This window comes from Arthrobacter sp. NPDC057013, assembly GCF_042674585.1.
GTDB lineage: Bacteria > Actinomycetota > Actinomycetes > Actinomycetales > Micrococcaceae > Arthrobacter.
On record NZ_JBHUSE010000019.1, the window covers coordinates 82,537 to 103,904 of the forward strand.

Annotated in this window: 20 protein-coding genes; 4 read left to right on the forward strand and 16 right to left on the reverse strand. The window is 62.0% G+C overall.

What is annotated here, in order from left to right:
- Nucleotides 1-2: 2 nt before the first annotated feature.
- The 8 genes from ACFTSA_RS19625 to ACFTSA_RS19660 all read right to left on the reverse strand — a co-directional run bounded on the left by ACFTSA_RS19625 (nucleotide 3) and on the right by ACFTSA_RS19660 (nucleotide 7,777).
- Nucleotides 3-689, reverse strand: a complete 687-nt coding sequence (locus ACFTSA_RS19625) for an SDR family NAD(P)-dependent oxidoreductase (protein WP_377953423.1) — start codon at nucleotides 687-689, stop codon at nucleotides 3-5.
- Nucleotides 690-757: 68 nt separating this feature from the next.
- Complete coding sequence (locus ACFTSA_RS19630; protein ID WP_377922933.1) at nucleotides 758-1,585, reverse strand: sugar phosphate isomerase/epimerase family protein; 828 nt, start codon at nucleotides 1,583-1,585, stop codon at nucleotides 758-760.
- Between the two features lie 15 nt (nucleotides 1,586-1,600).
- Nucleotides 1,601-2,923 (reverse strand): MFS transporter, encoded by a 1,323-nt coding sequence (locus ACFTSA_RS19635; protein WP_377953425.1) that lies wholly within the window; start codon nucleotides 2,921-2,923, stop codon nucleotides 1,601-1,603.
- An 80-nt stretch (nucleotides 2,924-3,003) separates the two neighbouring features.
- On the reverse strand, nucleotides 3,004-3,531 hold the full coding sequence (locus ACFTSA_RS19640) for a type II 3-dehydroquinate dehydratase (protein WP_377953427.1): 528 nt from the start codon (nucleotides 3,529-3,531) through the stop codon (nucleotides 3,004-3,006).
- A gap of 155 nt (nucleotides 3,532-3,686) precedes the next feature.
- Entirely contained in the window at nucleotides 3,687-4,718 is a 1,032-nt protein-coding gene (locus tag ACFTSA_RS19645) for a LacI family DNA-binding transcriptional regulator (protein WP_377953428.1), read from the reverse strand.
- A 144-nt stretch (nucleotides 4,719-4,862) separates the two neighbouring features.
- Complete coding sequence (locus ACFTSA_RS19650; RefSeq protein ID WP_377953430.1) at nucleotides 4,863-5,933, reverse strand: Gfo/Idh/MocA family protein; 1,071 nt, start codon at nucleotides 5,931-5,933, stop codon at nucleotides 4,863-4,865.
- 42 nt (nucleotides 5,934-5,975) lie between these two features.
- On the reverse strand, nucleotides 5,976-6,416 hold the full coding sequence (locus ACFTSA_RS19655; protein ID WP_377953431.1) for a type II 3-dehydroquinate dehydratase: 441 nt from the start codon (nucleotides 6,414-6,416) through the stop codon (nucleotides 5,976-5,978).
- Nucleotides 6,413-7,777 carry an MFS transporter gene (locus tag ACFTSA_RS19660; RefSeq protein WP_377953432.1) on the reverse strand — a complete coding sequence of 455 codons (1,365 nt, stop codon included), beginning with the start codon at nucleotides 7,775-7,777 and terminating at the stop codon, nucleotides 6,413-6,415. Before ACFTSA_RS19660 ends, ACFTSA_RS19655 begins: the two co-directional genes overlap by 4 nt.
- Nucleotides 7,778-7,950: 173 nt before the next feature.
- Here ACFTSA_RS19660 and ACFTSA_RS19665 point away from each other — a divergent pair, with 173 nt between their 5' ends.
- Together ACFTSA_RS19665 and ACFTSA_RS19670 are read left to right on the forward strand one after the other, a co-directional pair.
- Nucleotides 7,951-8,805 carry a sugar phosphate isomerase/epimerase family protein gene (locus ACFTSA_RS19665; protein ID WP_377953433.1) on the forward strand — a complete coding sequence of 285 codons (855 nt, stop codon included), beginning with the start codon at nucleotides 7,951-7,953 and terminating at the stop codon, nucleotides 8,803-8,805.
- A gap of 68 nt (nucleotides 8,806-8,873) precedes the next feature.
- Nucleotides 8,874-9,677 carry an IclR family transcriptional regulator gene (locus tag ACFTSA_RS19670; RefSeq protein WP_377953434.1) on the forward strand — a complete coding sequence of 268 codons (804 nt, stop codon included), beginning with the start codon at nucleotides 8,874-8,876 and terminating at the stop codon, nucleotides 9,675-9,677.
- Between the two features lie 205 nt (nucleotides 9,678-9,882).
- On the opposite strand, the gene ACFTSA_RS19675 is transcribed toward ACFTSA_RS19670, so the two are convergent.
- The 8 genes from ACFTSA_RS19675 to ACFTSA_RS19710 form a co-directional block, all read right to left on the reverse strand.
- Entirely contained in the window at nucleotides 9,883-10,761 is an 879-nt protein-coding gene (locus tag ACFTSA_RS19675) for an SMP-30/gluconolactonase/LRE family protein (RefSeq protein WP_377953436.1), read from the reverse strand.
- Between the two features lie 45 nt (nucleotides 10,762-10,806).
- Nucleotides 10,807-11,574 carry an SDR family NAD(P)-dependent oxidoreductase gene (locus ACFTSA_RS19680; RefSeq protein ID WP_377953438.1) on the reverse strand — a complete coding sequence of 256 codons (768 nt, stop codon included), beginning with the start codon at nucleotides 11,572-11,574 and terminating at the stop codon, nucleotides 10,807-10,809.
- 74 nt (nucleotides 11,575-11,648) lie between these two features.
- Nucleotides 11,649-13,022, reverse strand: a complete 1,374-nt coding sequence (locus tag ACFTSA_RS19685) for a flavin-containing monooxygenase (RefSeq protein WP_377953440.1) — start codon at nucleotides 13,020-13,022, stop codon at nucleotides 11,649-11,651.
- Between the two features lie 57 nt (nucleotides 13,023-13,079).
- Entirely contained in the window at nucleotides 13,080-14,582 is a 1,503-nt protein-coding gene (locus ACFTSA_RS19690; protein ID WP_377953442.1) for an aldehyde dehydrogenase, read from the reverse strand.
- Between the two features lie 46 nt (nucleotides 14,583-14,628).
- Nucleotides 14,629-15,435 carry an SDR family NAD(P)-dependent oxidoreductase gene (locus tag ACFTSA_RS19695; protein ID WP_377953443.1) on the reverse strand — a complete coding sequence of 269 codons (807 nt, stop codon included), beginning with the start codon at nucleotides 15,433-15,435 and terminating at the stop codon, nucleotides 14,629-14,631.
- Nucleotides 15,432-16,115, reverse strand: a complete 684-nt coding sequence (locus ACFTSA_RS19700) for a 4-carboxy-4-hydroxy-2-oxoadipate aldolase/oxaloacetate decarboxylase (RefSeq protein WP_377953444.1) — start codon at nucleotides 16,113-16,115, stop codon at nucleotides 15,432-15,434. The genes ACFTSA_RS19695 and ACFTSA_RS19700 overlap by 4 nt, the downstream gene beginning before the upstream one ends.
- Nucleotides 16,116-16,189: 74 nt before the next feature.
- Complete coding sequence (locus tag ACFTSA_RS19705; RefSeq protein WP_377953445.1) at nucleotides 16,190-16,870, reverse strand: GntR family transcriptional regulator; 681 nt, start codon at nucleotides 16,868-16,870, stop codon at nucleotides 16,190-16,192.
- A complete protein-coding gene (locus ACFTSA_RS19710) occupies nucleotides 16,867-17,646 on the reverse strand; it encodes a DUF1932 domain-containing protein (RefSeq protein WP_377953446.1) in 780 nt (259 codons plus the stop codon). Before ACFTSA_RS19710 ends, ACFTSA_RS19705 begins: the two co-directional genes overlap by 4 nt.
- 282 nt (nucleotides 17,647-17,928) lie before the next feature.
- On the opposite strand from ACFTSA_RS19710, the gene ACFTSA_RS19715 reads away from it, so the two are divergent.
- Both ACFTSA_RS19715 and ACFTSA_RS19720 read left to right on the forward strand, forming a co-directional pair.
- Entirely contained in the window at nucleotides 17,929-19,278 is a 1,350-nt protein-coding gene (locus ACFTSA_RS19715; protein WP_377922959.1) for an MFS transporter, read from the forward strand.
- 1,061 nt (nucleotides 19,279-20,339) lie between these two features.
- The gene (locus ACFTSA_RS19720) at nucleotides 20,340-21,365 is read left to right on the forward strand and encodes a LacI family DNA-binding transcriptional regulator (RefSeq protein WP_377953448.1); all 1,026 of its coding nucleotides are present in this window, start codon (nucleotides 20,340-20,342) and stop codon (nucleotides 21,363-21,365) included.
- Nucleotides 21,366-21,368: the final 3 nt, after the last annotated feature.

A 21,368-nucleotide genomic window follows, 5' to 3' on the forward strand; every position in this document is an offset into this window, starting at 1 on the left:
GGCTATGCGGTGTTTCGCCCGCCGCTGAGGTCCAAGGTCTGGCCGGTCATGTAGCTGGATTCGTCGGAGAGGAGCCATGCGGCCAGGGACGCAAACTCTTCGGGTTTGCCGATCCGGCCCATGGGAACCCGGGCGAGGAGTTCCTTGTTTCGTTCCGGGCTAAGGGCGTTGATAAGTGGTGTCTCGAACATTGACGGCGCCACTGCGTTTACGGTCACGCCGTAGGGGGCTACTTCCTTGGCGGCTGTTTTGACGAGCGAGATCAGTCCCGCTTTCGATGCCGAGTAGGCTGCCTGGTGCGGATTTCCTTCTCGAGCGGCTATGGAGGACAGTACTGCGATCTTTCCGTGTCCCTGCCCGCGCAGTATTGGAAGAAGGAGAGCCAGTCCATGGAAGCAGCCGTTGAGGTTGACGTCGAAGGTCAGGTCCCAGCCCTCGACCGACATGTCTTCAACGGGCGATTCGGGACCTTGGATGCCGTGGCAGAATAGTGCTCCGTCAAGCCTGCCGTGTTCCTCCAGGAGGTCAGCAAGTACCTGCTTCCACGCCTGCCTGTCCCGTACATCGAGTTGCCTCATGAGGGGGTCGTTGGGAGTCGGCGGCTGGGAGTCGGCGGCTACGACGATGGCTCCCTCGGCGGTCAGCCGTGACCGCGCTGCTGACCCCAGGCCGCCTGCGGCCCCGGTCACGAGTATGACTTTGTGTTTGAAACGGTCGGGCCAGATGGTGGTTGGTGACATATCGTGCAAGGTTGCTCCTAAACTGGCTGCTGGTAAGTGCGTAGTGGGGCCGGCCAGTTGCACTCTCGCAGCAGTCGACTGGCTGAGAGAAAGGCCTCGTGGGCGACCCAGGGCAGCGGAAGGGCGTCGATCGCGTCCGAGAACGGTTCGAGCGTGATCGGCGGGACCGCGGTGGCTCGCCCGTTGCACAGGGTGTGAAGCAGACTGTGCAGGTCAAGATTTCCGTGCCCCGGGAAGGTCCGAAGGTGACGACTTTCGAATCGGGTGTCCGTCCGGGCATCCGAAAGGTCTGACAGCTGGAGAACGGAAACCCTTTCCAGAACTTCAGGGGTGAGGTCAGTGAAGGAGGCTCCCGACCTGAAGAAATGTATTGCGTCCAGAACGATCGTCGCCTCTTCGCAGCCGGGACTTGCCAGTAGATCCATTGTCGATTCGATGTCCGGGAGTTTGCTGTATGGCATGAACTCGACTGCCACGGTCGTCTCCGGCAGGAGGTGGCAGAGCTCGCGTAGTTCCTGTTGTATTACGCCCGGTTCCCCGTCGAAGGCGGCTACATGTACCCGGTTTGGTTTGAGAATTGCAACCAGTTCGACGAGGGCGTCGTTCATGCGACTCTGAAAACTCGTGCCGCCCAGCCTGATGAGCTCGAGTTCGGACAGCTCCAGGTTTCTGGAGTCGAGCAGTTTGCGGATATCGGCCGGTTCCAGTCCTTCTTCCAGAGCTGCCAGGCATTCCCCGATGCTTATCCCGATGCCTGTGTAGCCGACGTTGTGCGCGTATTCAATTGATTGCTGGAGGTCCCGCTGCCGAAGGGCCATGGCGCCCAGCGTTAGATTTGCTGCCACTTTCCGCCTTCTTGCCTATTCGTTTTCTTTGGCATGGAAGTCCATCTTGAATGTCTCGGGGGTCGCCCTGATCATCAGCAGCGTCACCACGTAGGCCGCAAGAAGGAGGCCGACGATGCTCCAGGTACTTCCGGTGCTCTGGAGCAGAAGTGCTGCCACGAAGGGCGTCGGGGCGCCCCCAACCAAGTTGGTCAACGTGTACGAGGCCGCGTGTCCTGAATAGCGCACGTGTGTCGGGAACGGCTCCGCGAAGAGTGCTGCGAGGACGCCGAATGCGAAGTACTGGAAACCCAGCAGCAGGATGCTGCCCAACAGCATGAGCCCGAATACCTTGGTGTTGAGGAGCGGGAAGTACGCCACCGCACCGATCATGCACATGGCCGCACCGGTGTAAAGGATCGGTTTCCTTCCGAACCGGTCTGACATGTAGCCGCCGAAGGGGATCGCGAAGACTCCGACGACGTTGGTGATCAGCACCAGGGTGAAACCGACATCGGAGGTCATGCCCAAGACGCGCTTGATGTAATCCAGTGAGTAGGTTGTCACCACGTAGGAGCACGCCACGTTCGCTGCCCACAAAAATGTCAGTCGGAGAATGTGCTTGGGGTACTGCCTGAATACGGTGAAGAGCGGGGTCTTGACGACCTGGTTGTCTTCTCTGGCCTGTTTGAAGACCGGTGTCTCGTCGATCGTCCGGCGGATGATGTAGCCGACAATGGCCATGATGAAGCCAATGAAGAACGGGATCCGCCATGCCCAGTCGATGAAGGCCTGCTCGCCGACCAGGCCTTGGAGGCTGATTAGTGTGAGCGCCACGAACACCTGGCCCAGGGGTGAGCCCATGTTGACGAGTCCCCCATAGAGGCCGCGCCTTCCGGAGGGGGCGTATTCGAGGGCCATGATCTGCGCGGCGCTGGATTCGCCGCCGAGTGCAAATCCTTGTACTACACGGAAGAAGACCAGCAGGATTGTCGCGAACAGGCCCCAAGTGCCGTAGCCGGGCAGGAGGCCGATGGCGAGGGATGCGACGCCCATTGCAATGATGGCTGCAACCATTGTCCGTTGCCGGCCGATCCTGTCGCCGAGATTGGAGAAGAACGCTGCACCGAGGGGTCGGGCCGCCAATCCGATGCCGAATGCCGCAAAGCTGGCAAGGATACCGGCGACCGGGTCGAGGGAGGGAAAGAAAAGCTTCGGGAAAACGATGGCAGACACGCTGCCGTAGAGGGCGAAATCAAACCATTCGAGGGCCGTGCCGGCGGAAGCGCCGATGAGAACCTTCCGGATTTGTTTCTGGCTGATTGTTGCGGCTTCATTGCCGCTGGTTGTGGTGGTCATGTGGATTTGCCTCCAATTGGGCAGGGGTAACGGAGGGGGATGGTATGGTGCGGGCCGAGGGCATTCGGGCCGGAGGCTTCTCAGCTCTCCTTGTTTCGGAGGAACTCGACAAGGTGCTCAAGCGCGACCCCATATCCGTCGGACTTGAGGCCGGCGATGTAAATCGAGGCCAGGTCTGCGTACATGTCGGGGTGGGCCTGCTTCTCGAACTGAAAAATTGCAGACATGTGCACTATCGCGATGGGAAGCTCGGCGTCCTTGAGCGAGTCGTACAGGGACCGGCCATACGGGGTGAGGCCCGCCGGGTTGATGAGGATGCCGTCAATCTCGTCCTGGACTTCATGCAGCCAGTCGATAAGACCGCCTTCGTGATTGGACTGGGTCTGAACGACCTCGACGCCAAGTTTGTCGGCCAGCACCTCCAGTTCCGCCGTGATGTCGGCGAGCGTCTTCCGGCCGTACTTGTCCGGACGGCGCTTCCCCAATCGGTTGAGGTTAGGGCCTTGCAATACTGCTATTTTCACAACTTCTCCATCGAAGATACGAGCTAAAAGATTTATGGGTACGTACCCATGGGTACGTACCCATAGTGTAGTGATGGCCGCCACCCGTCAAGGGGCGGCCAGCTTTTCGGAAAACATGACGCGCTGGATAACGCGTCTGCGTCAGGTTTGGGTCGTTCTGCCCGGGCCCCCTGGACCCGCAGGATTGCCTTGCCCCTGCCTCCAAGACGCCACCCGCAGCGGAGAGCGGGCGGGGTATCTTATGCGCCGAGGTGCTTCCTAAGTGATGACGGTGCCGGCGGCGCAGATGTGCCCCGGACGATGAGTTCCACCGGGAAGACTCTTCGTCCTGGCCGTTGTTCACGCCGCCCCTCGAGGTGGTCGACCAGCATGGCAACGGCTTCACGCGCCATGTCATTTAGCGGTTGATGCACGGTGGAGAGATTGATCATTTTCCACGACGCGGGCTCGAGGTCGTCAAAGCCCACCACTGACAGTCCGCCCGGAACTTTGACACCGAGCTCGGCGGCCGCGTCCAGGGCGCCTATGGCCAGCATGTCGCTGCCGCAGAAAATGGCAGTGGGAGGGTTAGACGCCGCGAGGAGCTTGCGGGTCAGGGCGGAGCCAGTGTCGTGGTCCAGGAATCCCCGTTCCACCATGTCCTCGGGCAGGGAGAGCCCGTGCCCTTCCAGCGCCGATCTAAAGGACTCTTCCCGTTGCCGGCCGCTGGTCGTCGACCAGGATCCGGTGATGAGTCCGATTCGGGTGTGGCCCAATCCGACCAGGTGATCAGCCACCTGCCGGCAACCGGATTCATCGTCAGGGAGGAGCACCTCGGCCTCAACACTCGGGTCATCCCGGTTGAACAGGACGATGGGAAGGCTTCGTTCTTTGAACCTCTTGACTGTCGGGGAACCCTCAGTGGCTGAGGCGAAAATGGCACCGTCGACGGGAAGCTCCTGAAGGGCGGCGCCGGCGAGTGAGTCCGGGGAATCCAGGCTTTCTCGAATCATCACCATCTGGTAATTGCGGGCCGCGAGCTCCCGGTTCATGAGATGGATGATCTGGGGGTAGAAGAGGTTTGCTGTATCGGCCACCACCAGACCCACCGTCCGCGTACGACGGGTGACCAGGCTCCGGGCGCTGATGTTCACCACGTAGCCGAGCTCAGCCGCTGCAGCAAGAACCTTTTCACGGGTGGCCGGGCGGACGGCGGGGTCGTCGTTCAGAACGCGGGAGACGGTGGACTGCGAGACTCCCGCAAATTCTGCAACATCGACACTGGTAACCATTGTTTTTTCAATATAGCGTTTTCTGGCACGTCAAGAGTTGGCAGCCTCATCCATCGAGTTAGCCGATCTTCGGCAGACCGGTCTGTCCTGAAGCGGAAACACGGAGTGGAAACTCCCGTGTGAGGGCTACCGGCAAAGTTCGGGCTATGCAGCAGAAGCTTTAGGTGTGACCAGTCCTGCGAAGCCGGGAGTCACCGCCCTCTGTATCCGTGCCGCTTCGTGGGCGGCCTCGACGGCGGCGAGGGATCGTCCGGCGTCGGCCACGCCGACGATGGGTTCGGCTTCTCCGCGGACGACTGCGCAGAAATGGGTGAGTTGGTTCTGGAGGGCGCCGCCCACCGGCCTTTCCAGGAACTCAGTGGTCAGGGGCGAATGCCAGTCCCGTTGACGGGGGTAGGACCACAGTTTCAACTGCGGGACCGATATGGATCCCTTGGTGCCGGCGATCAGGAGACTTGGTTCGTCCGGCTGCTGGGCGAACTGCGGGTCGTCGCCGGAGTTCTGGTCCCAGCCCCAGGGTGCCGCTGCCGTGTCCGATCCCGTCAGCGTGCCGATCGCGCCGTCCTCGAACTGGAGGAGCAACCCCGCGGTATCCTCGACTTCGAAGCCACGGATGCGGTTACTCATGACTGCCTGAACACTGGATATCTCGCCGATGAGGTACCGCATGATGTCCAGATCGTGGACCAAGTTAATCAGCATCACTCCGGCACCCGGACCACGTCGCCAGGAGTCGAAGTAAGACTCTGGTTTAGTGGTGAGCCACAAGCCGTTTACGGCGACGATGTCACCGATTGCGCCGCTCTGGATCGCCTTCCTGGCCGCCGTGATGAGGGGGTGATGCCGGCGGTGGTGGCCCACCAGCACCGGCACTCCTGTGCTCTGGACTGTGCTGGCGAGACGGGCCACTTCGGTAAGGTTCACGCCGACGGGTTTCTCGAGGAGGCAGGGAATGCCAGCTTCGATGGCGAAGGATGCGGTGTTGACATGTGTCTCGTTCGGTGTCGCAATGATCACCGCGTCGACCTTGGCCCCGGCGATCAGGGCTTCGTAGTTGTCGAACTGTTCGGCCCCATAAGCGTTAGAAAGTTCTGAGTTGACCGGATCAGCGACAGCGGTGAGTTCGGTATCGGGGTTTGCCGCGATGAATTGTGCGTGGCTGTGGCCCATGCGGCCTGCCCCGATCAGCCCGATACGCAGTGGCGTTTTTGTCATGGTGACGTCCTGTTTTGGTCTCGCGTCCGAGTTCGGATGTTTTTAGTTCGCTTCGGCGATCTTGTAATAGATGGCTTCCAGGGCAAGGGAGTAGCCACGCCACCCGGCTCCGGTGATGTAGGTGGTGGCAGTTGAGGCGAAGATATCGGTGCGTTCCTTGCCGTCCATGGCATGCCATTGGGAGATATGCACGACGGCGAACGGCTGGGACGTGTCCCTGACGGCATCGAGGAGGGAGTAGGAATAGGCGCTAAATCCTGCCGGGTTGATGACGATCCCGCTGGTGTGTTCCTGCATCTCGTGGATCCACTCGATGAGTTCGGTTTCGCTGTTTGACTGGAAGTGCAGGACTTCGGCGCCGAGCCGTGCTGCCGTTTTATCAATGTCACTTTGGATGTCCTGAAGAGTGGTGGTTCCATATTTCTCTGGTCGACGGACCCCGAGCCTGTTGAGGTTCGGGCCGTGAATTACTGCGATTTTCATGCTGACCTTCCGGTTTTGGTTGTGGTGTCGAGTTTCTCCGGCCGTCCGGCGCCGCCCAGTTCCTTCAAGGGGGTACGGTAGGTTTCCCGCATCCCCAGGGCTGCCAAGGCGGCGACGACGCAGCAGGTGAGGGTAAGGGCGGCGGCGGGAACCCAGCCACCGGGGGAAGCCGACGAAATCCCGGCCGCCACGGACGGCATGAAGCCGGCGATAGCGAAACCGATCTGAGTGCCGATGGCCGTCCCGGAGAGGCGGACCTGGGTGGAGAACTGTTCGCCATAGAGTGCTGGAAAGACCCCGTTTTGGGCGTGGTAGACGATGCCGGACATCAGGATGCCAAACAGGAAGATCAGGGGTACCTGGCCGCTGCTGACGGAGGCAAGATAGGGGAACATCAGGATCCCGCTGCCCAGGACGCCGAAGATGTAGACCTTTTTTCGCCCGATGCGGTCGGCAAGGGCAGCCCATGCCGTGATCGAAACCAAAGCCACCGCAGCGGCGGTCACGGACAGCCAGAGCATGGCGGATCTGTCGACGCCGACGGTGTTGGTGGCGAAGGACAGGGCAAACACGCCAAACACGGTGCTGACGGTCGAGACGAGTGAACTGAGGGCGACCTTGAGCACATCTGCCCAGTTATGGCGAAAGAGTTCGGCCAGCGGCATCTTGGCGACCGTGTTCTGCTCTTTTTCTTCGGTAAAGGCCGGGGTCTCATCAAGAGTACGGCGGATAAGGTAGCCGACGATCATGACGACGAGGCCAAGGTAGAAGGGGATGCGCCATCCCCAAGTCAGGAGCTGGTCCTGTGGCAGGGCGCTGACGGGGATCCACACGGCACTGGCCAGAATGAGCCCGGCCTGGGTGCCGCTGAGCGTGAAGCTGGTGAAAAACGACCTGCGGTGCTGCGGTGCGTGCTCAAGTGTCAGAGAATTCGCGCCGGCTTGTTCACCTGAGGCAGAGAAACCCTGCAGCAGGCGCAGGACAACGAGAAGGATCGGGGCCCAGACCCCGATCTGGCCGTAGGTGGGCAGACATCCGACGAGGAATGTCGCCGCGCCCATGAGGGTCAGCGTGAAGATCAGGATTGTCTTGCGACCGTACTTGTCACCGATGTGACCCATGAAGAACGCGCCGATCGGGCGGGCAACGTAGCCGACGCCGAACGTCGCCAGTGCAAGCAGCGTTCCGGTCGCTGGATCCGCGGCCGTGAAGAAGATCTTGTTGAAGACCAGTGCGGCTGCAGTGCCGTAAATAAAGAAGTCGTAGTACTCCAGGGCGCTGCCGACAAAACTTGCCACGGCGGCGCGGCGCGGCCTGGCAGTAACATGGCCTGCCCCAGGCTCTGCGGACGTAGTCGTCACGTCATTCCTCCTTGAATGGTTGGACCAAAAAACCGGGTTTTTCCCGCCGCGTCATGCGACACGAGTCACACTAGAGCAATTGGAAGGGGATTCCAAACTGGAATGTTATTCCAAAAACTTGCTAGGCTAGTGTTCACCCGCCCTCGGCACGGGCATGGCCATGAAGGGACGCAATGAAAACGGCAATAGATTCGTTCTGCTTTCACCGGTACTTCGGAGAGGTTTATCCGGAATTGGAGAGCTTCCCTGACCGCACGTGGTCCATTGACATGTTCGTTGACTTTGCCCGCGACCTCGGCGTGCAGGGCATTTCCATTGAGCACTTCATGGTGCCGGACCTCGCCGCGAAGTCACTCGATACACTCCGCCTGTCGGTTGAGGAAGCAAACCTCGAACTGGTCTGGGCCTGGGGCCATCCCAACGGTCTCTCATCCGGTCAGGATCCGGAGGCGCTGCAAGATCTTGAACGGCACATCGACGTCGCGGCGGCGCTTGGCTCCTCGGTCATGCGTATCTGCGCAGGCGGGCGTCGAACCCGGATCGAGGACTGGGCGGAGCATCGCCGGCTACTTGTTCCCCTGTTGGCAGCAGCAGCCGAACGGGCAGCAGCGCGAAACGTGACTCTCGCCCTGGAGAACCACGCGGATCTCTACGGCGAGGAAATGCTCGACCTCCTGCAGGCGGTCGATAACCCTTACCTGGGCATATGCCTGGACACCGGGAACAATCTCCGGATGCTCGAAGACGTCATGCCCGTCATCGAGGCCCTCGCCCCCCATGCCAAGGCCGTTCATTTAAAGGACATCGCTGCCTACCGCGGAGATCCCAGGCATTTTGGATTCTGGCCAAGCGTTCCGCTCGGAGAAGGCCTGATCGACGTTCCCCGAGCCTTGCGTGCCCTGCAGGGAGCTGACTACGACGGCCTGCTCGCAGTCGAGATAGACTTCCTCAAACCCGGAAACGGAGACGAGACTGCGGCAGTCACGCAGAGCATCGACAGCCTGAAACTGTTCCTGGACCAACTCTAGGATGGCCACCCGCGACCCATGGAGGAAGACATGGACCCGTTCATGAACCGATCAGACCAAGGATACAAATGAGTTCTGCTCTCCTGCGGGGTTTGAAAATACTGGAACTGCTCGCCACCGAACCGGAAGGCCTGGCTCTGGGCGACATTGCGACCCGACTCCAGCTTCCCAACAGCGCAACCCACAGACTCGTCACAGAGCTCGTCGAGGCCGGCTATGTCAGGCGTAGCACCAACGGCAGCGACTACGCCCTCAGCCTGAAGCAAATCTCACAGTCACTGACATACCTGTCCAAAATTGACCTGGTGGACCAGGCGAAACCATCCATAGACCGTCTCGCCAGGCTTTCCAGAGGGCTTGTCCGCCTTGCCATAGTCGACGACGGGCGCCTGATGTGGGTTCTGAAGTCCCAAGGTGCCACATCGAACATCAAATACGACCCGCCAATGCACCATGATGTTCGGCTCGCATGCGCGTCCAGCGGATATGCCTGGCTCTCCCAGCTCAGTGACGAAAAAGCCCTGGAAATCGTCCTTCGGCAGGGCATCCCAACTGAAGGCTTCGGACCCAACGCGCCCCGTACTGTCGAACAGGTCCTGGCACACATCCACCAGGCTCGCTCGGACGGCTATGCCACCGCCGTCGAGACGTACGAGGAAGGCATCCGCTCTCTGGCAATGCCAATAGTAAACGCTGACATTGGCCAGGTTACCGGCGTCGTCACCATCGCCGGTCTTCTTATGCATATGACGGACGAACAAGTAGAAAAGCTCATCCCGGCGTTGCGCGAAGAAACCGAGATCCTCAGCCACGCAAGGCTCGACTACGTCCCATACCTGCTGCCAACCCAGCGGCCAAAACAGCTGGCATAGAGCACCCCCTCGCCGCGAAGGAGACTGCACGGGAACTCCAACGGACACGTCTGACCGCTGCACTTTCGATGGGATCGAGGCTCCGGGCCACGCCCTGTAACCGGCTCACCCAGCGCTGTGGCCCCCATTGGTGGCCGGTACGTTGGGGTTCCAGGATTGGTGCGGGCTGGCGGGACGCCCTCCCGGGAATGCGGCGTATTGGGGTTCAGGCGGTGGTGTTCCAGTGACTGAGCGGGTGTCCTGCCACTGGCGCTTCGAAAGAGACGAGATGGCTCATTCCCAGCGTCCCCACGTATAGGGTTTTCAGATCGTGGCCGCCGAACGCGATGCTGCTGGGTTCCTGGAGGATTTCCCCGCGGGGGTCTTCGAAGGCGAGGTGCTCCCGGCCGGACGGGTCGAGTACGAATATGGCGTTTCTGCTTAACTCCGTAACCCACAGGTTCCCGCCGCTGTCGAAAGCTACGCCGTCGACAGCGGCGCCGGGGAAGAGAGGTGCCTTCCCGAACAGTTCTCTTCTGCCGAGTGTGCCGTCGGGCTGGATAGGCTGGCGGCTGATCCGCCCGGCCGTTGTCTCGGCGGTGTAGAGGTAACGCCCGGAAGGGTCGATTCTGATTTCGTTCGTGAAGAACAGTCCCTCTGCCATGATCATTGGCCCCGACTGGTCGAGGCGCATGATGTATCCGTCCGCCACGGGGGTTTCTTTGGCCGCGGATCTGGGGGTGACCGTGGTGGAGACCGTCACCCAGAGGTTCCCCGCCTCGTCAAAGTAGGGGAAGTTGACTGCGCCCAGGGGGCGTCCGTCGATTTGGTCCAGCACGACCCGCTCTGTGCCGTTCCGATCCAGGGAGAGCACAAGTCCCCGTTCAATATCGGCGACGTAGAGGGTGCCATCCTGGTCCAGGGCGAGTCCGTTCGGTGTCCCTCCGGCGTTGCCGAAAAGTTGTTGTGTCTCGTCGGGGCTGATCCGGCAGGCGGTAGCTCTGTTGTCTGAAGCCCAGAGGGTGCCGTCTCGTTCTGCGAGGACGCATTCGGGACGACTCAGGCCTGTCCCTATGGTTCCGGCAGTGTCGGGATTCAATTGCATGGTTGGCTGAGTCCTCGGTAGCGATGCGGGTGTGGCTAGGTGCAATCAGCGTGCTGTCCATCCGCCATCGACGAAGAGTGTTTGCCCTGAAACGTAGGACGCATCCGGTCCGGCGAGGTAGGCGACTGCGGCGGCGATTTCTTCGGGTGTTCCGAGGCGGGCCAGGGGGATCGCTGAGGTGTGTTCTGCGAGGACGGTGGGGTTGTCGGTGATCCAGGTGGTCATCGGTGTTGCGATCGTGCCGGGTGCCACGGCGTTAACGCGGATGCCCTCAGGGCCCCATTCGGTGGCCAGCGACCGGGTGAGCGAGACGACGCCTGCCTTGCTCAGCCCGTACCATGACCGGTTCGCGAGGTGCCGTGTTGCGGCGATGGAGGCGATGTTGACGACGGCGCCGCCGGCGTGGCCCATGTGCTTTTTGGCGGCGAGGCAGCCAAAGTAGGTGCCGTAGGTGTTGATGTCGAGCATCTGGCGTACTTTGTCGATGTCTGAGGAATCGGCGGGGGCGCGGTAGGCGATGCCGGCGCAGTTGATCCAGATGTCCAGGCTGCCGAATTCTTCGACGCTTCGCCGGGCCACGGCGTCGAGTGCCTTCTGGTCGGTCACGTCTGCACTGGACGAGATCACGTTGGGCTGCGCGTTCTCGTTCTCATCCACTGTGAGGTCTACGACGTTGACGTTCGCTCCTTGAGCGCGGAGTTTGTTGACGATCGCCTGTCCGATGCCCCGTGCTCCGCCGGTGACGACGGCCGTTTTTCCAGTGAGAGGCAGGTGCATGTGGATGGCTTCTGGGGTGAGCTGGCTAGTGGTCATGTTTGGGTGCCTGTTCCTTTCTGCCCCGGCCGCTGCCGGGTGTGGTGTGGGCCAGTGAGCAATTCCGCTTTCGGTCAGGCCCGGACTTTCTGACCCTGCAAGGGTTGCTGGTCAGGAGCCGATGAGATGCCGGGGCGCCCACTTTTATCTAAGCGTTTGGCCGCCGCGTCGATTTCGGCGTTCATGGTTTCGGTGTATTCGGCCGCTTCGATTTCCATCGTGTAGCGGGGACCGCCGGGGTAGTGCCGTGCGATGTAGTTGCGGCGTTCCTGGATATCCTGCTCCATTTCGGTTTGCGACGGCAGTTGTCCGAGCCCTGACTCGATCTGTGACACAAGGCGGGCCTGGAGTTCGAACATGCGAAGGTTCGAACTGCCTGCAGCGTTGGAAAACCCTACGAAGTAGAGCCCTGCCCATCGGGGTTCGACCACCTGCTTGTACAGGTCGATGCCGCGGTCTGCCACCTGTACGACGCCTTCCAGGAACGGCAGCGTGAGTTCATAGCCTGTGGCACAGACCATCGCGTCGAACTCTGCGCTGCTGCCGTCGGCGAACCTGACCAGGTTCCCCTGCACCGAGCTGATGCCGTTGGCAACTTCGATGCGGCGGTAGGCGATGTGGTTGATCAGCAGGGCATTGGATGTCGGATGGGTGCGGACACCGCGGGGGGGCGTTTTGAAGCCCCACTGTTCCATCCGCCCGTGGACCATCCGGGTGATGAGGTTCCGCGCGAGTTGCGGCGCTCCGGAAGGCAGCCACGGGCGGTCGAAAAGACCGGTGATCTGTGTGACGGGTCGGCCGAGGAACAGTTTGGGAACGATGAGTTCCGGGGACCGTGCCACCATCACCGTGCGCTCGGCGAGCATGCAGACATCGGACGCGATGTCGCAGCCGCTGTTGCCCGAACCGACAACGAGGACGCGTTTACCCAGGTAAGAGGATGGCTCGCGATACGCGTTGGCATGGATCATTTCGCCGGTGAAATCTTTGGCGAAAGCCGGGAAACTCGGTACCGACTGGTGTCCGGGGGCGACGACCACGGCATCGAATTCCGCTTCCGAGCCGTCCTCCAGCCCGACCCGCCAGACCCGTGCGCCGCCGTCGTCGTCGGGCTGGACCGAGGCGACGCGGGAGCGGAACTTCGTGTTCTCCAGCACCCCGAAGTGTGCGGCGTAGGCGTGCAGGTATTCGTGCATGTCGTGGTGGCTGGGGAAGTCCTGGACATCCGGGCCGAACGGAAAGTCGTGGAACTGGGTGTTCCGTTTTTCCGAGTTAATGTGCAGGCTTTTGTAGGCGATGCTGGCGCCGTTGTCGTTGGAATATTTCCACAGCCCGCCCACGTAGCTGCCGGCTTCGTAAACCGTCACCTCGTGCCCTGCCTGAATGAGATATTTGGCGCTGCAGAGGCCCGAGGCCCCTGCACCGATGACGGCGATCCGACGTTTCATTTTTCTCCTTGGCGTCTTTGCGTAGGCTTGATCTGGAAAAGGGGAGGATGCCCTGGGTTACTTTGAGGCGTAGGCGCGGGGGTTGAACGGATCCGCGATTGCCCCGCCGGCGTTGACCCAGATGCTCTTGGTCTCGGTGTACTCGTGCAGCGCTTCCGGGCCGTTTTCGCGGCCGAGGCCGCTCTGGCCGTAGCCGCCATAGGGTGAGGCGTAGCTGGTCCGCCGGTAGTCGTTGATCCAGACGGTGCCTGCCCGCAGCCTGCCTGCGACCCGATGGGCGGTTGCGACCTCACGGGTCCAGACCCCTCCGGCCAGGCCGAAGTCGGAATCGTTGGCGATCTGGACTGCCTGGTCCTCGCCCTTGAACCTCAACAGGCACGCGACCGGGCCAAAGATCTCTTCCCGGGCGACCCGCATGTCGTTGGTCACTCCCTCCAGAATGGTCGGCTGGACAAACCGCCCGGCGCCGTACCCGGGTCCCTCAGCGCGCGCTCCGCCGCTGACCAGCACGGCGTTCTCGTCCACGCCCGTCTGGACGTAACCCAGGATGTTCCTTACCTGGGCCTCGGAGACGATCGGACCGATTTCCGTGGCCGGGTCCATCGGGTCACCCAGGACGATCCGGCGGGTCCGTTCGGTGAAGGCGGCCATGAAGTCGTCATAGACGGCGTCTTCAACGAGGATCCGGGAACCCGCCAGGCAGGTCTGGCCCCCGCCCCCGAAAATGCCGGCGACGGCGCCGCCGACTGCGCTCTCCAGGTCTGCGTCATTGAAGATAATGTTGGCCGATTTGCCGCCGAGTTCCAATGACACTCGGAGGGTGCGGGCGGCGGCCTGCGCGGCGATTTTTTGACCCGTTGAGGTGGAGCCGGTAAAGGCGACTTTGGCGATTTCCGGACGCTCTATCAGGGCCGCGCCCACCTGGCCGGACCCGGTGAGGACGTTAACGACGCCCGGGGGGAACCCTGCCTCGTCTACGAGGGCGGCGAAGGCGAGGGTGGCGACCGGGGTGAGGGAGGAGGGCTTGATGACCACTGTGTTCCCGGCTGCCAGGGCAGGGCCGATCTTCCAGAGCAGAAGCATGATCGGTGAATTCCATGGCGTGATGGCCGCGATGACTCCCAGGGGCTGACGCACGGTGTAGTTGAGTCGGTGGGGAACGCTGACCGGGATGGTGAAACCGTGGGGCTGCTCTGCCAGTCCGGCGTAGTAGTGGCAGTAGTCCGGCAGCAGCCCGGTCTGGCTCGCGGTGTCCCGGATGACTTTTCCGTTTTCCTGGACCTGGATGCGTGCAAGACGGTCTTTGTCGCGTTCGATGAGCTGGCCGAGGCGGCGCAGCAGACGGGCCCGGTCCACGGGGGTCGATTCGGCCCAAGGGCCGGATTCGAAGGCAGCGGCTGCAGCCCGCGTCGCCCGCGCGACATCCTCGCCGGACGCTGCCGGTACGCGTGCCCATTCTTGGCCCGTGAACGGGTTATCAACGCCAAACGTTTCTCCGCTAGTGGAATCACACCAGGCACCGTCGATGTACATCTTGTAGTTCTCAATGGGTGAAGTCATCTTCGTCTCTTTCCTAGCAAGTGGTTTGTTATCGAGGCTGCCGGAGTCAGAACATGGTGGCGCCGCCGTCGACGTACAGCGATTGGCCGGTGATGAACCGTGTAGCGTCCGAGGCGAGGACGGACACGGCGTCGGCGATGTCTTCAGGTTGGGCCAGCCGGCCCAGCGGGATGCCGCTCCGGAACGTTGCAGGGTCGCCGTTGATCTGTCTCTCGGGGCCTGTTCCCAGCGCCGCCCATTGGGCGCGCTGCAGATCGGTTTCCACCGAACCCGGGCACACGGAGTTCACCCGGATCCCGTGGCCGGCCAGTTCCAGGGCGAATACTTTGGCAAGCATGTCCGTGGCGGCTTTGGAGGCGCAGTACGCGGCGTGGTTCATTCGTGGCTGGCGCGCGGTGTTGGAGGCAATAACCACGATGTTGCCTCCATTTCCGTGGGCGGCCATTCTCCGGGCTGCCGCCTGCATGCCAAGGAATGCAGCGTCGCTGTTGACCGTCATGACGGTGCGCCAGTCCTCCAGTGGCATCTCCAGAACCGAGCCGGTGCGCAGGACACCGGCGTTGTTGACGAACAATCCCATCGGGCCCATTTGACGGACGGCTTCGTCGAAGGCCGCCTCGATTTGGTCCGGGTCGCACATGTCGGCCTCAACGGGGTGGGCGGTGTGGCCCTCGGAAGCGATGATGTCCGCCGTCTCCTTGGCCGCTGCCGGATCGAGGTCGAGCACGGCTACCGGCATTCCGTCGCGGGCGAGCCGGCGTGCAATGGCGCGTCCGATTCCACGGCCGGAACCTGTGATGACAGCTGTTCCGGGCCGGGGGGACGCCGCTGAGGGACTGGTTGGCTCGCTCATGCTCGTGCTCCCGCCGGGAGAGTGTCTGCGGCCTGGTCTTCCTGTCGCATCCCGTACATGTCGTAGCTCAGGACCCCGGTTTCGTAGCGGCGCCGGAGTGCTTCTTCTTTGTCACGCCGTGCCAGGGAAGCATTCAGGACTTCGCTCACACGCGATTCCGCGACCGCCACGGCGCCGTCGGTGTCCAGGATGACGAGATCCCCGGGTTCAATCCGTGTTCCGCCTATAACGACAGGGGCGTTCACTTCCCCGCGCTGGGTCTTGGTCGCCCCCCGGGCACGGGTCCATCTGGTCCAGACCGGAAGGCCGAGGGCCTGGAGTTCCTCGACGTCGCGGACCGCTGCGTCCACCAGCATCGCTGCCGCGCCCTGCTTTTTGGCTTGGGTGACGAGAAGGTCCCCGATCAGGGCCACGGGGGCCGGGTCGGGCATGGTCAGGACCAGAACTTCCCCGGGCAGCACCGAAGCGACGGCTTCGTGGACCGTGCGGTTGTCTCCTTGTCCGCAGCTGACGGTTCTGGCGGGGCCGGCGATTCTGGATCCCGGGATCAGGGGCGTTAGGGGGATATCGATGAGGCCCTGCCGGCCGGATGCTTCGTAGACGGTGGCTACGCCAAGGTCTGCGAGTTCGCTGCAGATCTCAGATGCTGGTTGGGTGTTCGGGGTGTGGGAGTTTTCCACGGTTCTCCTAAAAGTTGGCATAGGGATGCCCGGGTGCTGCTGCCGGAGGCATCAGTAATAGGTTCTTGAAATGCCTAAGGGTTGCGGCGCTGGTTCCGGGCGAGGTCGGTCTGGGCGATGGCCTCGGTGATGTGGCCCATGTGGGCCTTCATGGCGCGTTCAGCCCTTTCTGGGTCTTTGTCCGCGATGGCCTCGACTACGGAGGAGTGCTCGGCGAAAGCATGCACGTCCCGGCCGGGAACCAGGATGGTCTTGAACTGGAACCGGACCAGTTGCGCCCTAAGGCCCCTGATGAGGCTGCCAGCGGTCTTGTGCCCGGATACCTCGACGATCTTGTCGTGCAACCTGGCATTGCAGTCCGAGTAGCTCAGCAGGTTGCCGCTCCCGAGCAAACCTGACGCTTCGTCCAGGATCTTCCGCAATTCTTCGATGTCCTCAGGGGTGGCATTAAGGGCCGCGTGGAACGCGGCGAGGGTTTCCAGCGCGCAGCGCGCCTGGAGGATTTCAACCGCCTCGGCCTCGGTCACCATCCGTACCCGGGCACCCCGGTTAGGTTCACGGACCACGAGGCCCTCCTGCTCGAGTCTGGTCAGAACTGTGCGGACCACCGTCCGGCTCACGGAAAAATCGTTGGCCAGATCCACCTCGACCAGGCGCTCATTCGGCATCCGTTCGCTCGCCACGATCTGTTCCCGGAGCCGCTGGTAGGCGGTTTCGGCATTGAATCCGTTGGCGGTCATTGCGGGAAGTGTCACGGGCGGACTTTCGACTGGGTGGCGGCAATTTCGAGCCACTTTAGCGTGGCTTCGCACATATGTGTGGGTACACCGTAGTCTTCCAGCGCCGTGCGTGCCGCCAGCACTTCATGGGCCCTTCGCTCAGCGTGGAGCAGGGAGCCTTCGATCAGACGGTCAAGGACTGCATGTCCCTGCGGCCCAAGTTCAGCTGCGATCTGTCCGCGCATCCAGTCCTCGCAGCCGGCCGCTTCGGCAGCGGCCATGCCCTCCAAAGCCAGAGCCGCCAAGCCTTTCATGAACACGCTCCGCAACAGCTTTCTACCGGCTGCCGCTCCCACGGGGCCCTGCAGTAATTCCACGGGAACGCCGGCGGCGCCTAGCACTGCCGCTGTTCCCGGCGCGCCCGCGCCGCTTGCCAGGAGCGGTGTGCGGATTCCGTGACGGGGAACGGCGGCAAGTACTGCGATATCAGCCATCTGAGCGCCGGTCGGCTCGACGATCGCCTCAATGAGGCGTTTCTGCTCGGGAGCCGCGGTGTTCAGGTCCGCGAACAACATCCCAGGACCAAGGGCCGAGGATGCGGCGCGGGCTGCGCCGAAGGCCGCCGATGCTCCCGTCAGGCTCAGCACGATGCCCGCCCCCTGCAAGGCACCCTCAATGTCTGCTGCGCGGATCGTCTTCGGGGGAGTGGGGACGTCCTGCGGGTCGAAGGTGCGCACTTCCCAACCAGCCTCGGCGAGACCTTTGGCGTAGATGGTTCCGGCCTCTCCCAGGCCGAGCACTGCAGCGATCACGATTCCTCCTTGAGTCGGTACGCCAATTGTTCACAATCATGTATTCGATTGTCAACCCTTTTCCGAGCATTCTCCGGGGAGGCTTGCGAAGGATTTATGGAAACGCTGGATCTTCCGGAAACCTCTTGACTTTAGTATCCACAATTGTTCACAATCGCTCTAGCTGATGTGATGCCGCTCATAGTGTTGATGCGATAAGTAGGAGCACGAGCCGGAGGCCCCAGCGACGAAACCCACTGATTTTGACGGTGTTACGCACTACCAAGACTCAAAGGAGAGCATGTGAAGACACATCACCCGCAGGGCGCGGCGGCCATGAAGAGGCGCGCGGCCCTGGCCAGCGGCGTCGGGGCCGTCATGGACTGGTACGACTTCTTCCTCTACGGAATCGCCAGCGCCCTCGTTTTCAACAAGGTATTTTTCCCTTCTTTCGATTCGACTGCCGGAACGATTGCCTCCTTCGGCACGCTCGCCATCGGATTCTTCTGCCGCCCCATCGGCGGGGCGATCTTCGGGCATTTCGGCGACCGCATCGGGCGGAAGAACATGCTCGTACTCACAATGCTCCTCATGGGAGGCGCCAGCACCGCAATTGGGCTGCTGCCGACCTTTGACGCGGTCGGTGTCGCTGCCCCGATCCTCCTCATCACACTTCGCGCTGTCCAGGGTTTTGCCGTTGGCGGGGAATGGGGCGGAGCCTCCCTGATGGCAGTCGAGCACGCCCCAAGGGGCAAGAAAGGTCTCTACGGTTGCGTGGTGCAGGTGGGCGCATCGGTCGGTCTCCTGCTGGCCAACGGCGCGTTTGGAATCATCGACGCTATCACCAGCGATGAGCAGTTCCTGGCCTGGGGCTGGCGGATACCGTTCCTTATCAGCGCCGTCATTGTCGTGGCCGGTTTCCTCATCCGACGCGGGGTCGCCGAATCCCCGGAATTCCAGCAAGTGAAGCAGCAGGGCGCGGAACAGAAGGTGCCCCTGTGGGCAGCGATGAAGGCCCACCCGATGGCATTTGTCCGGATCTTCGGCATGCGGTTTGGAGAACTCGTCGGGTTCTACATCGTCACCAGCTTCCTGCTGAACTACGCCACCACAGGCCTGGGAGTTTCCAGGGCGCTGATCCTGACGGCGACTCTCGTAGCCGCTGCCGGAGGCATCCTCGCCAACCCGCTGTTTGCCATGCTCGGTGACCGCATCGGCTGGAACCGGATGTACATGATCGGGTCCGCGATCGGCGTCGTCGCGGCCGTGCCGCTCTTCTGGGGGGTGGCGACCGGCATTCCTGTTATCGTCATCGTCGCCGTCGCCCTCTACATCAACATCTCCCACGACGCCATGGTCAGCGTCCAGCAGCCACTGTTCACCGAGATGTTCAGCACCGACACACGGTACTCCGGCGCCGGGTTCGCCTCGCAGGTCGCCTCGGCCATCATCGCCGGCACGGCACCGCTGATCGCGATCTTCCTCGTCCAGGCCAACGGAGGAGGATGGGCTTACCTGGCGATGTTCCTCATCGCCGCATCACTCATATCCATCTGGGCCGCAGCCTCCGCACCAGCCGGAGACAAGCACCGGAGGCCCGACCAAACCGCCGAGGAAACAGAACACACAGAACAGCCTGCACAACTCCGCTGAAACTTTCCGGGTCACCGCCTCGTCCCGAGGCGGTGACCCTAAGTCGCTGGTAGTGGAGGACAGGCCCATGCGGGTGACCGCGACCACTTTTGACGACTTCCCGAGGGAGACGATTTCCATCGATTCAGGAAGCGAACAGGGCCGAAGTAAAGAGGCAAGCTGCCTCTACGCAAGTTGCTGTACGCTCTCAGGATCTGCGGCAAAATCCGAAGGCCTCCTGTGGCAGGTCTTGTTTCGAAGGGCATCGATCCGGAACGAATCTGCCTAGGGAACAGCTCAGGACTCAGCCATTCCACCCGGCTCTGCCGAACCCGGGCAGGGGATGGGAACCAAACCACCAGACGAGAGCCGCGCCTTTGTGATCATGAGCGGGTCTCTCCGCCTCCCGCTCAACATCAGACCGGGCACGCGCTGCAAGGCCGGCCGTGGTCGCTACCTTACTTTTTCGGGCCAAACGAAGAGCGCGCCCCTCCAGACTGCTCACTCGCACGTACCCCAAGTGGCTGACCACCCACCGCTGCGTCCAACCCCCTTACATTTACATTTGGGGCCGAGTTCTAGGCCTGTCAGACGAACATCAACAGGGTTGGAGCGTTTAGGTGTCAGCTTAGGGTGCAGCTCAACCGATACTGTGCTCGTCCGCCGGCGACTGCTCCGAGGGTGCGAAAGCCTTGCAGCAGGTCGAAAGGCAGCGGTCACCCCGAGCCAAATCTCGATGGGATCCGCCGACACTTTCTGAGTTTATTGCAGTTCAACGAGGTGGCCATGTGGTGAGCACCGATCTGGCCGCCGTCAGCCTGGTTTCGTCTCGCGGTTCGAACAAAGGCCCAGAGCCGCATCCCCGGGCATCTGGGACACGAAGGTGCGCGTTCTGTGATGGCTAATCCTGGTATCCGAATTGCGCTCAGCTCTCTCGTGCGTGCTGGTTCTTGACGTGTGCGGGCAATCACATTATGGTTGACCCTAATCCTTTAGGTAACGCGATCGGAGATTTGCGGAGCCTTTCCCTAAACGATTAGAAAGCGGGCGCGGTTATGGCGAAGAAGCCCACCTTGCGGGACGTGAGTGAAGCCACGGGCCTGTCTTCCTATACGGTTTCGCGTGCTCTAAGCAACGGCGCGGACGTCTCGGAGGCGAGCCGGAAGCTGGTGCTTAAGGCCGCCAGGGAGTTGGGGTACGTCCCGAACCGTGCGGCGCAAGAGCTGCGCAAGAAATCTCGGAGTTCGGTCGCGGTCATCACGGCGAGCACGTCGAATTACTACTACCTGGATCTGATGAAGGGCGTTCAGCGGGTTCTGCGTGTGTCCGGTCGGAATGCCGTTGTGGCCGATATTGCCGCGGAAGGCGTGTACACCCCCGAGGTGGAGGACGCCATCGTTCAGGACCTGATCCAGTCGCGTACGGCGGGCATCATCACGACCCTGACGCTGAGCATCGAGAACGTTAAGCTCCTGGAAAGCTGGGACATCCCGGTGGTTTTCGTTGACTCGGCACCGCCGGAAGACGCCACAGAAGTGCCGAGCATCCTGACGGACAACTACGCCGCGAGCATGAAGGCGGGCGCGCATCTGGCCCAGCACGGTTACAAGGATTGGCTTTTCCTGGCCTATCCGGGCCGCTGGTCCACGCGTGCCGAACGGGAGCGCGGTCTCCGCGACGCGGCCACCAAGCACGGGGCCGTACTGCAGGTGCTGGAGACAGAAAACGACTCCGACTCCGCTTACAGGGCATTGTCTAGCTACCTGACCCCCGGGCGGGCACTGCCCAGTGCGATCATCGCCGGCAACAACCCCCTGCTGCACGGTGCCCTCACCACGCTCCAGCAACGTGAAATTGCTGTCCCAACCCAGGTGGCACTCATGGCGTTTGACGAGTTTGCCTGGGCCCCCTTGCTGGATCCGCCGCTGACGGTGGTGGATGAGGACAGTGAATCGATCGGTGTTCTGGCCGCGCAGACGCTGACCCGCATTCTGGATGGGCAACTGGAGGCCGAACGGCGGGGCGAGCCCCCCGTGCCCAACTACCGTCCCGAGGACCGCCGGGAGGTGAACGCGGACTTAATCGTGCGGCAGTCTTGCGGGTGCTGACCT

Excerpts from the sequence above, each read along its gene's own strand:
- ACFTSA_RS19635 (WP_377953425.1), bottom strand. The coding sequence starts at position 2,923 with ATGACCACCACAACCAGCGGCAATGAAGCCGCAACAATCAGCCAGAAA.
- ACFTSA_RS19650 (WP_377953430.1), bottom strand. The coding sequence starts at position 5,933 with ATGACAAAAACGCCACTGCGTATCGGGCTGATCGGGGCAGGCCGCATG.
- ACFTSA_RS19655 (WP_377953431.1), bottom strand. The coding sequence starts at position 6,416 with ATGAAAATCGCAGTAATTCACGGCCCGAACCTCAACAGGCTCGGGGTC.
- ACFTSA_RS19690 (WP_377953442.1), bottom strand. The coding sequence starts at position 14,582 with ATGACTTCACCCATTGAGAACTACAAGATGTACATCGACGGTGCCTGG.
- ACFTSA_RS19680 (WP_377953438.1), bottom strand. The coding sequence starts at position 11,574 with ATGACCACTAGCCAGCTCACCCCAGAAGCCATCCACATGCACCTGCCT.
- ACFTSA_RS19675 (WP_377953436.1), bottom strand. The coding sequence starts at position 10,761 with ATGCAATTGAATCCCGACACTGCCGGAACCATAGGGACAGGCCTGAGT.
- ACFTSA_RS19670 (WP_377953434.1), top strand. The coding sequence starts at position 8,874 with ATGAGTTCTGCTCTCCTGCGGGGTTTGAAAATACTGGAACTGCTCGCC.
- ACFTSA_RS19685 (WP_377953440.1), bottom strand. The coding sequence starts at position 13,022 with ATGAAACGTCGGATCGCCGTCATCGGTGCAGGGGCCTCGGGCCTCTGC.
- ACFTSA_RS19645 (WP_377953428.1), bottom strand. The coding sequence starts at position 4,718 with ATGGTTACCAGTGTCGATGTTGCAGAATTTGCGGGAGTCTCGCAGTCC.
- ACFTSA_RS19665 (WP_377953433.1), top strand. The coding sequence starts at position 7,951 with ATGAAAACGGCAATAGATTCGTTCTGCTTTCACCGGTACTTCGGAGAG.
- ACFTSA_RS19695 (WP_377953443.1), bottom strand. The coding sequence starts at position 15,435 with ATGAGCGAGCCAACCAGTCCCTCAGCGGCGTCCCCCCGGCCCGGAACA.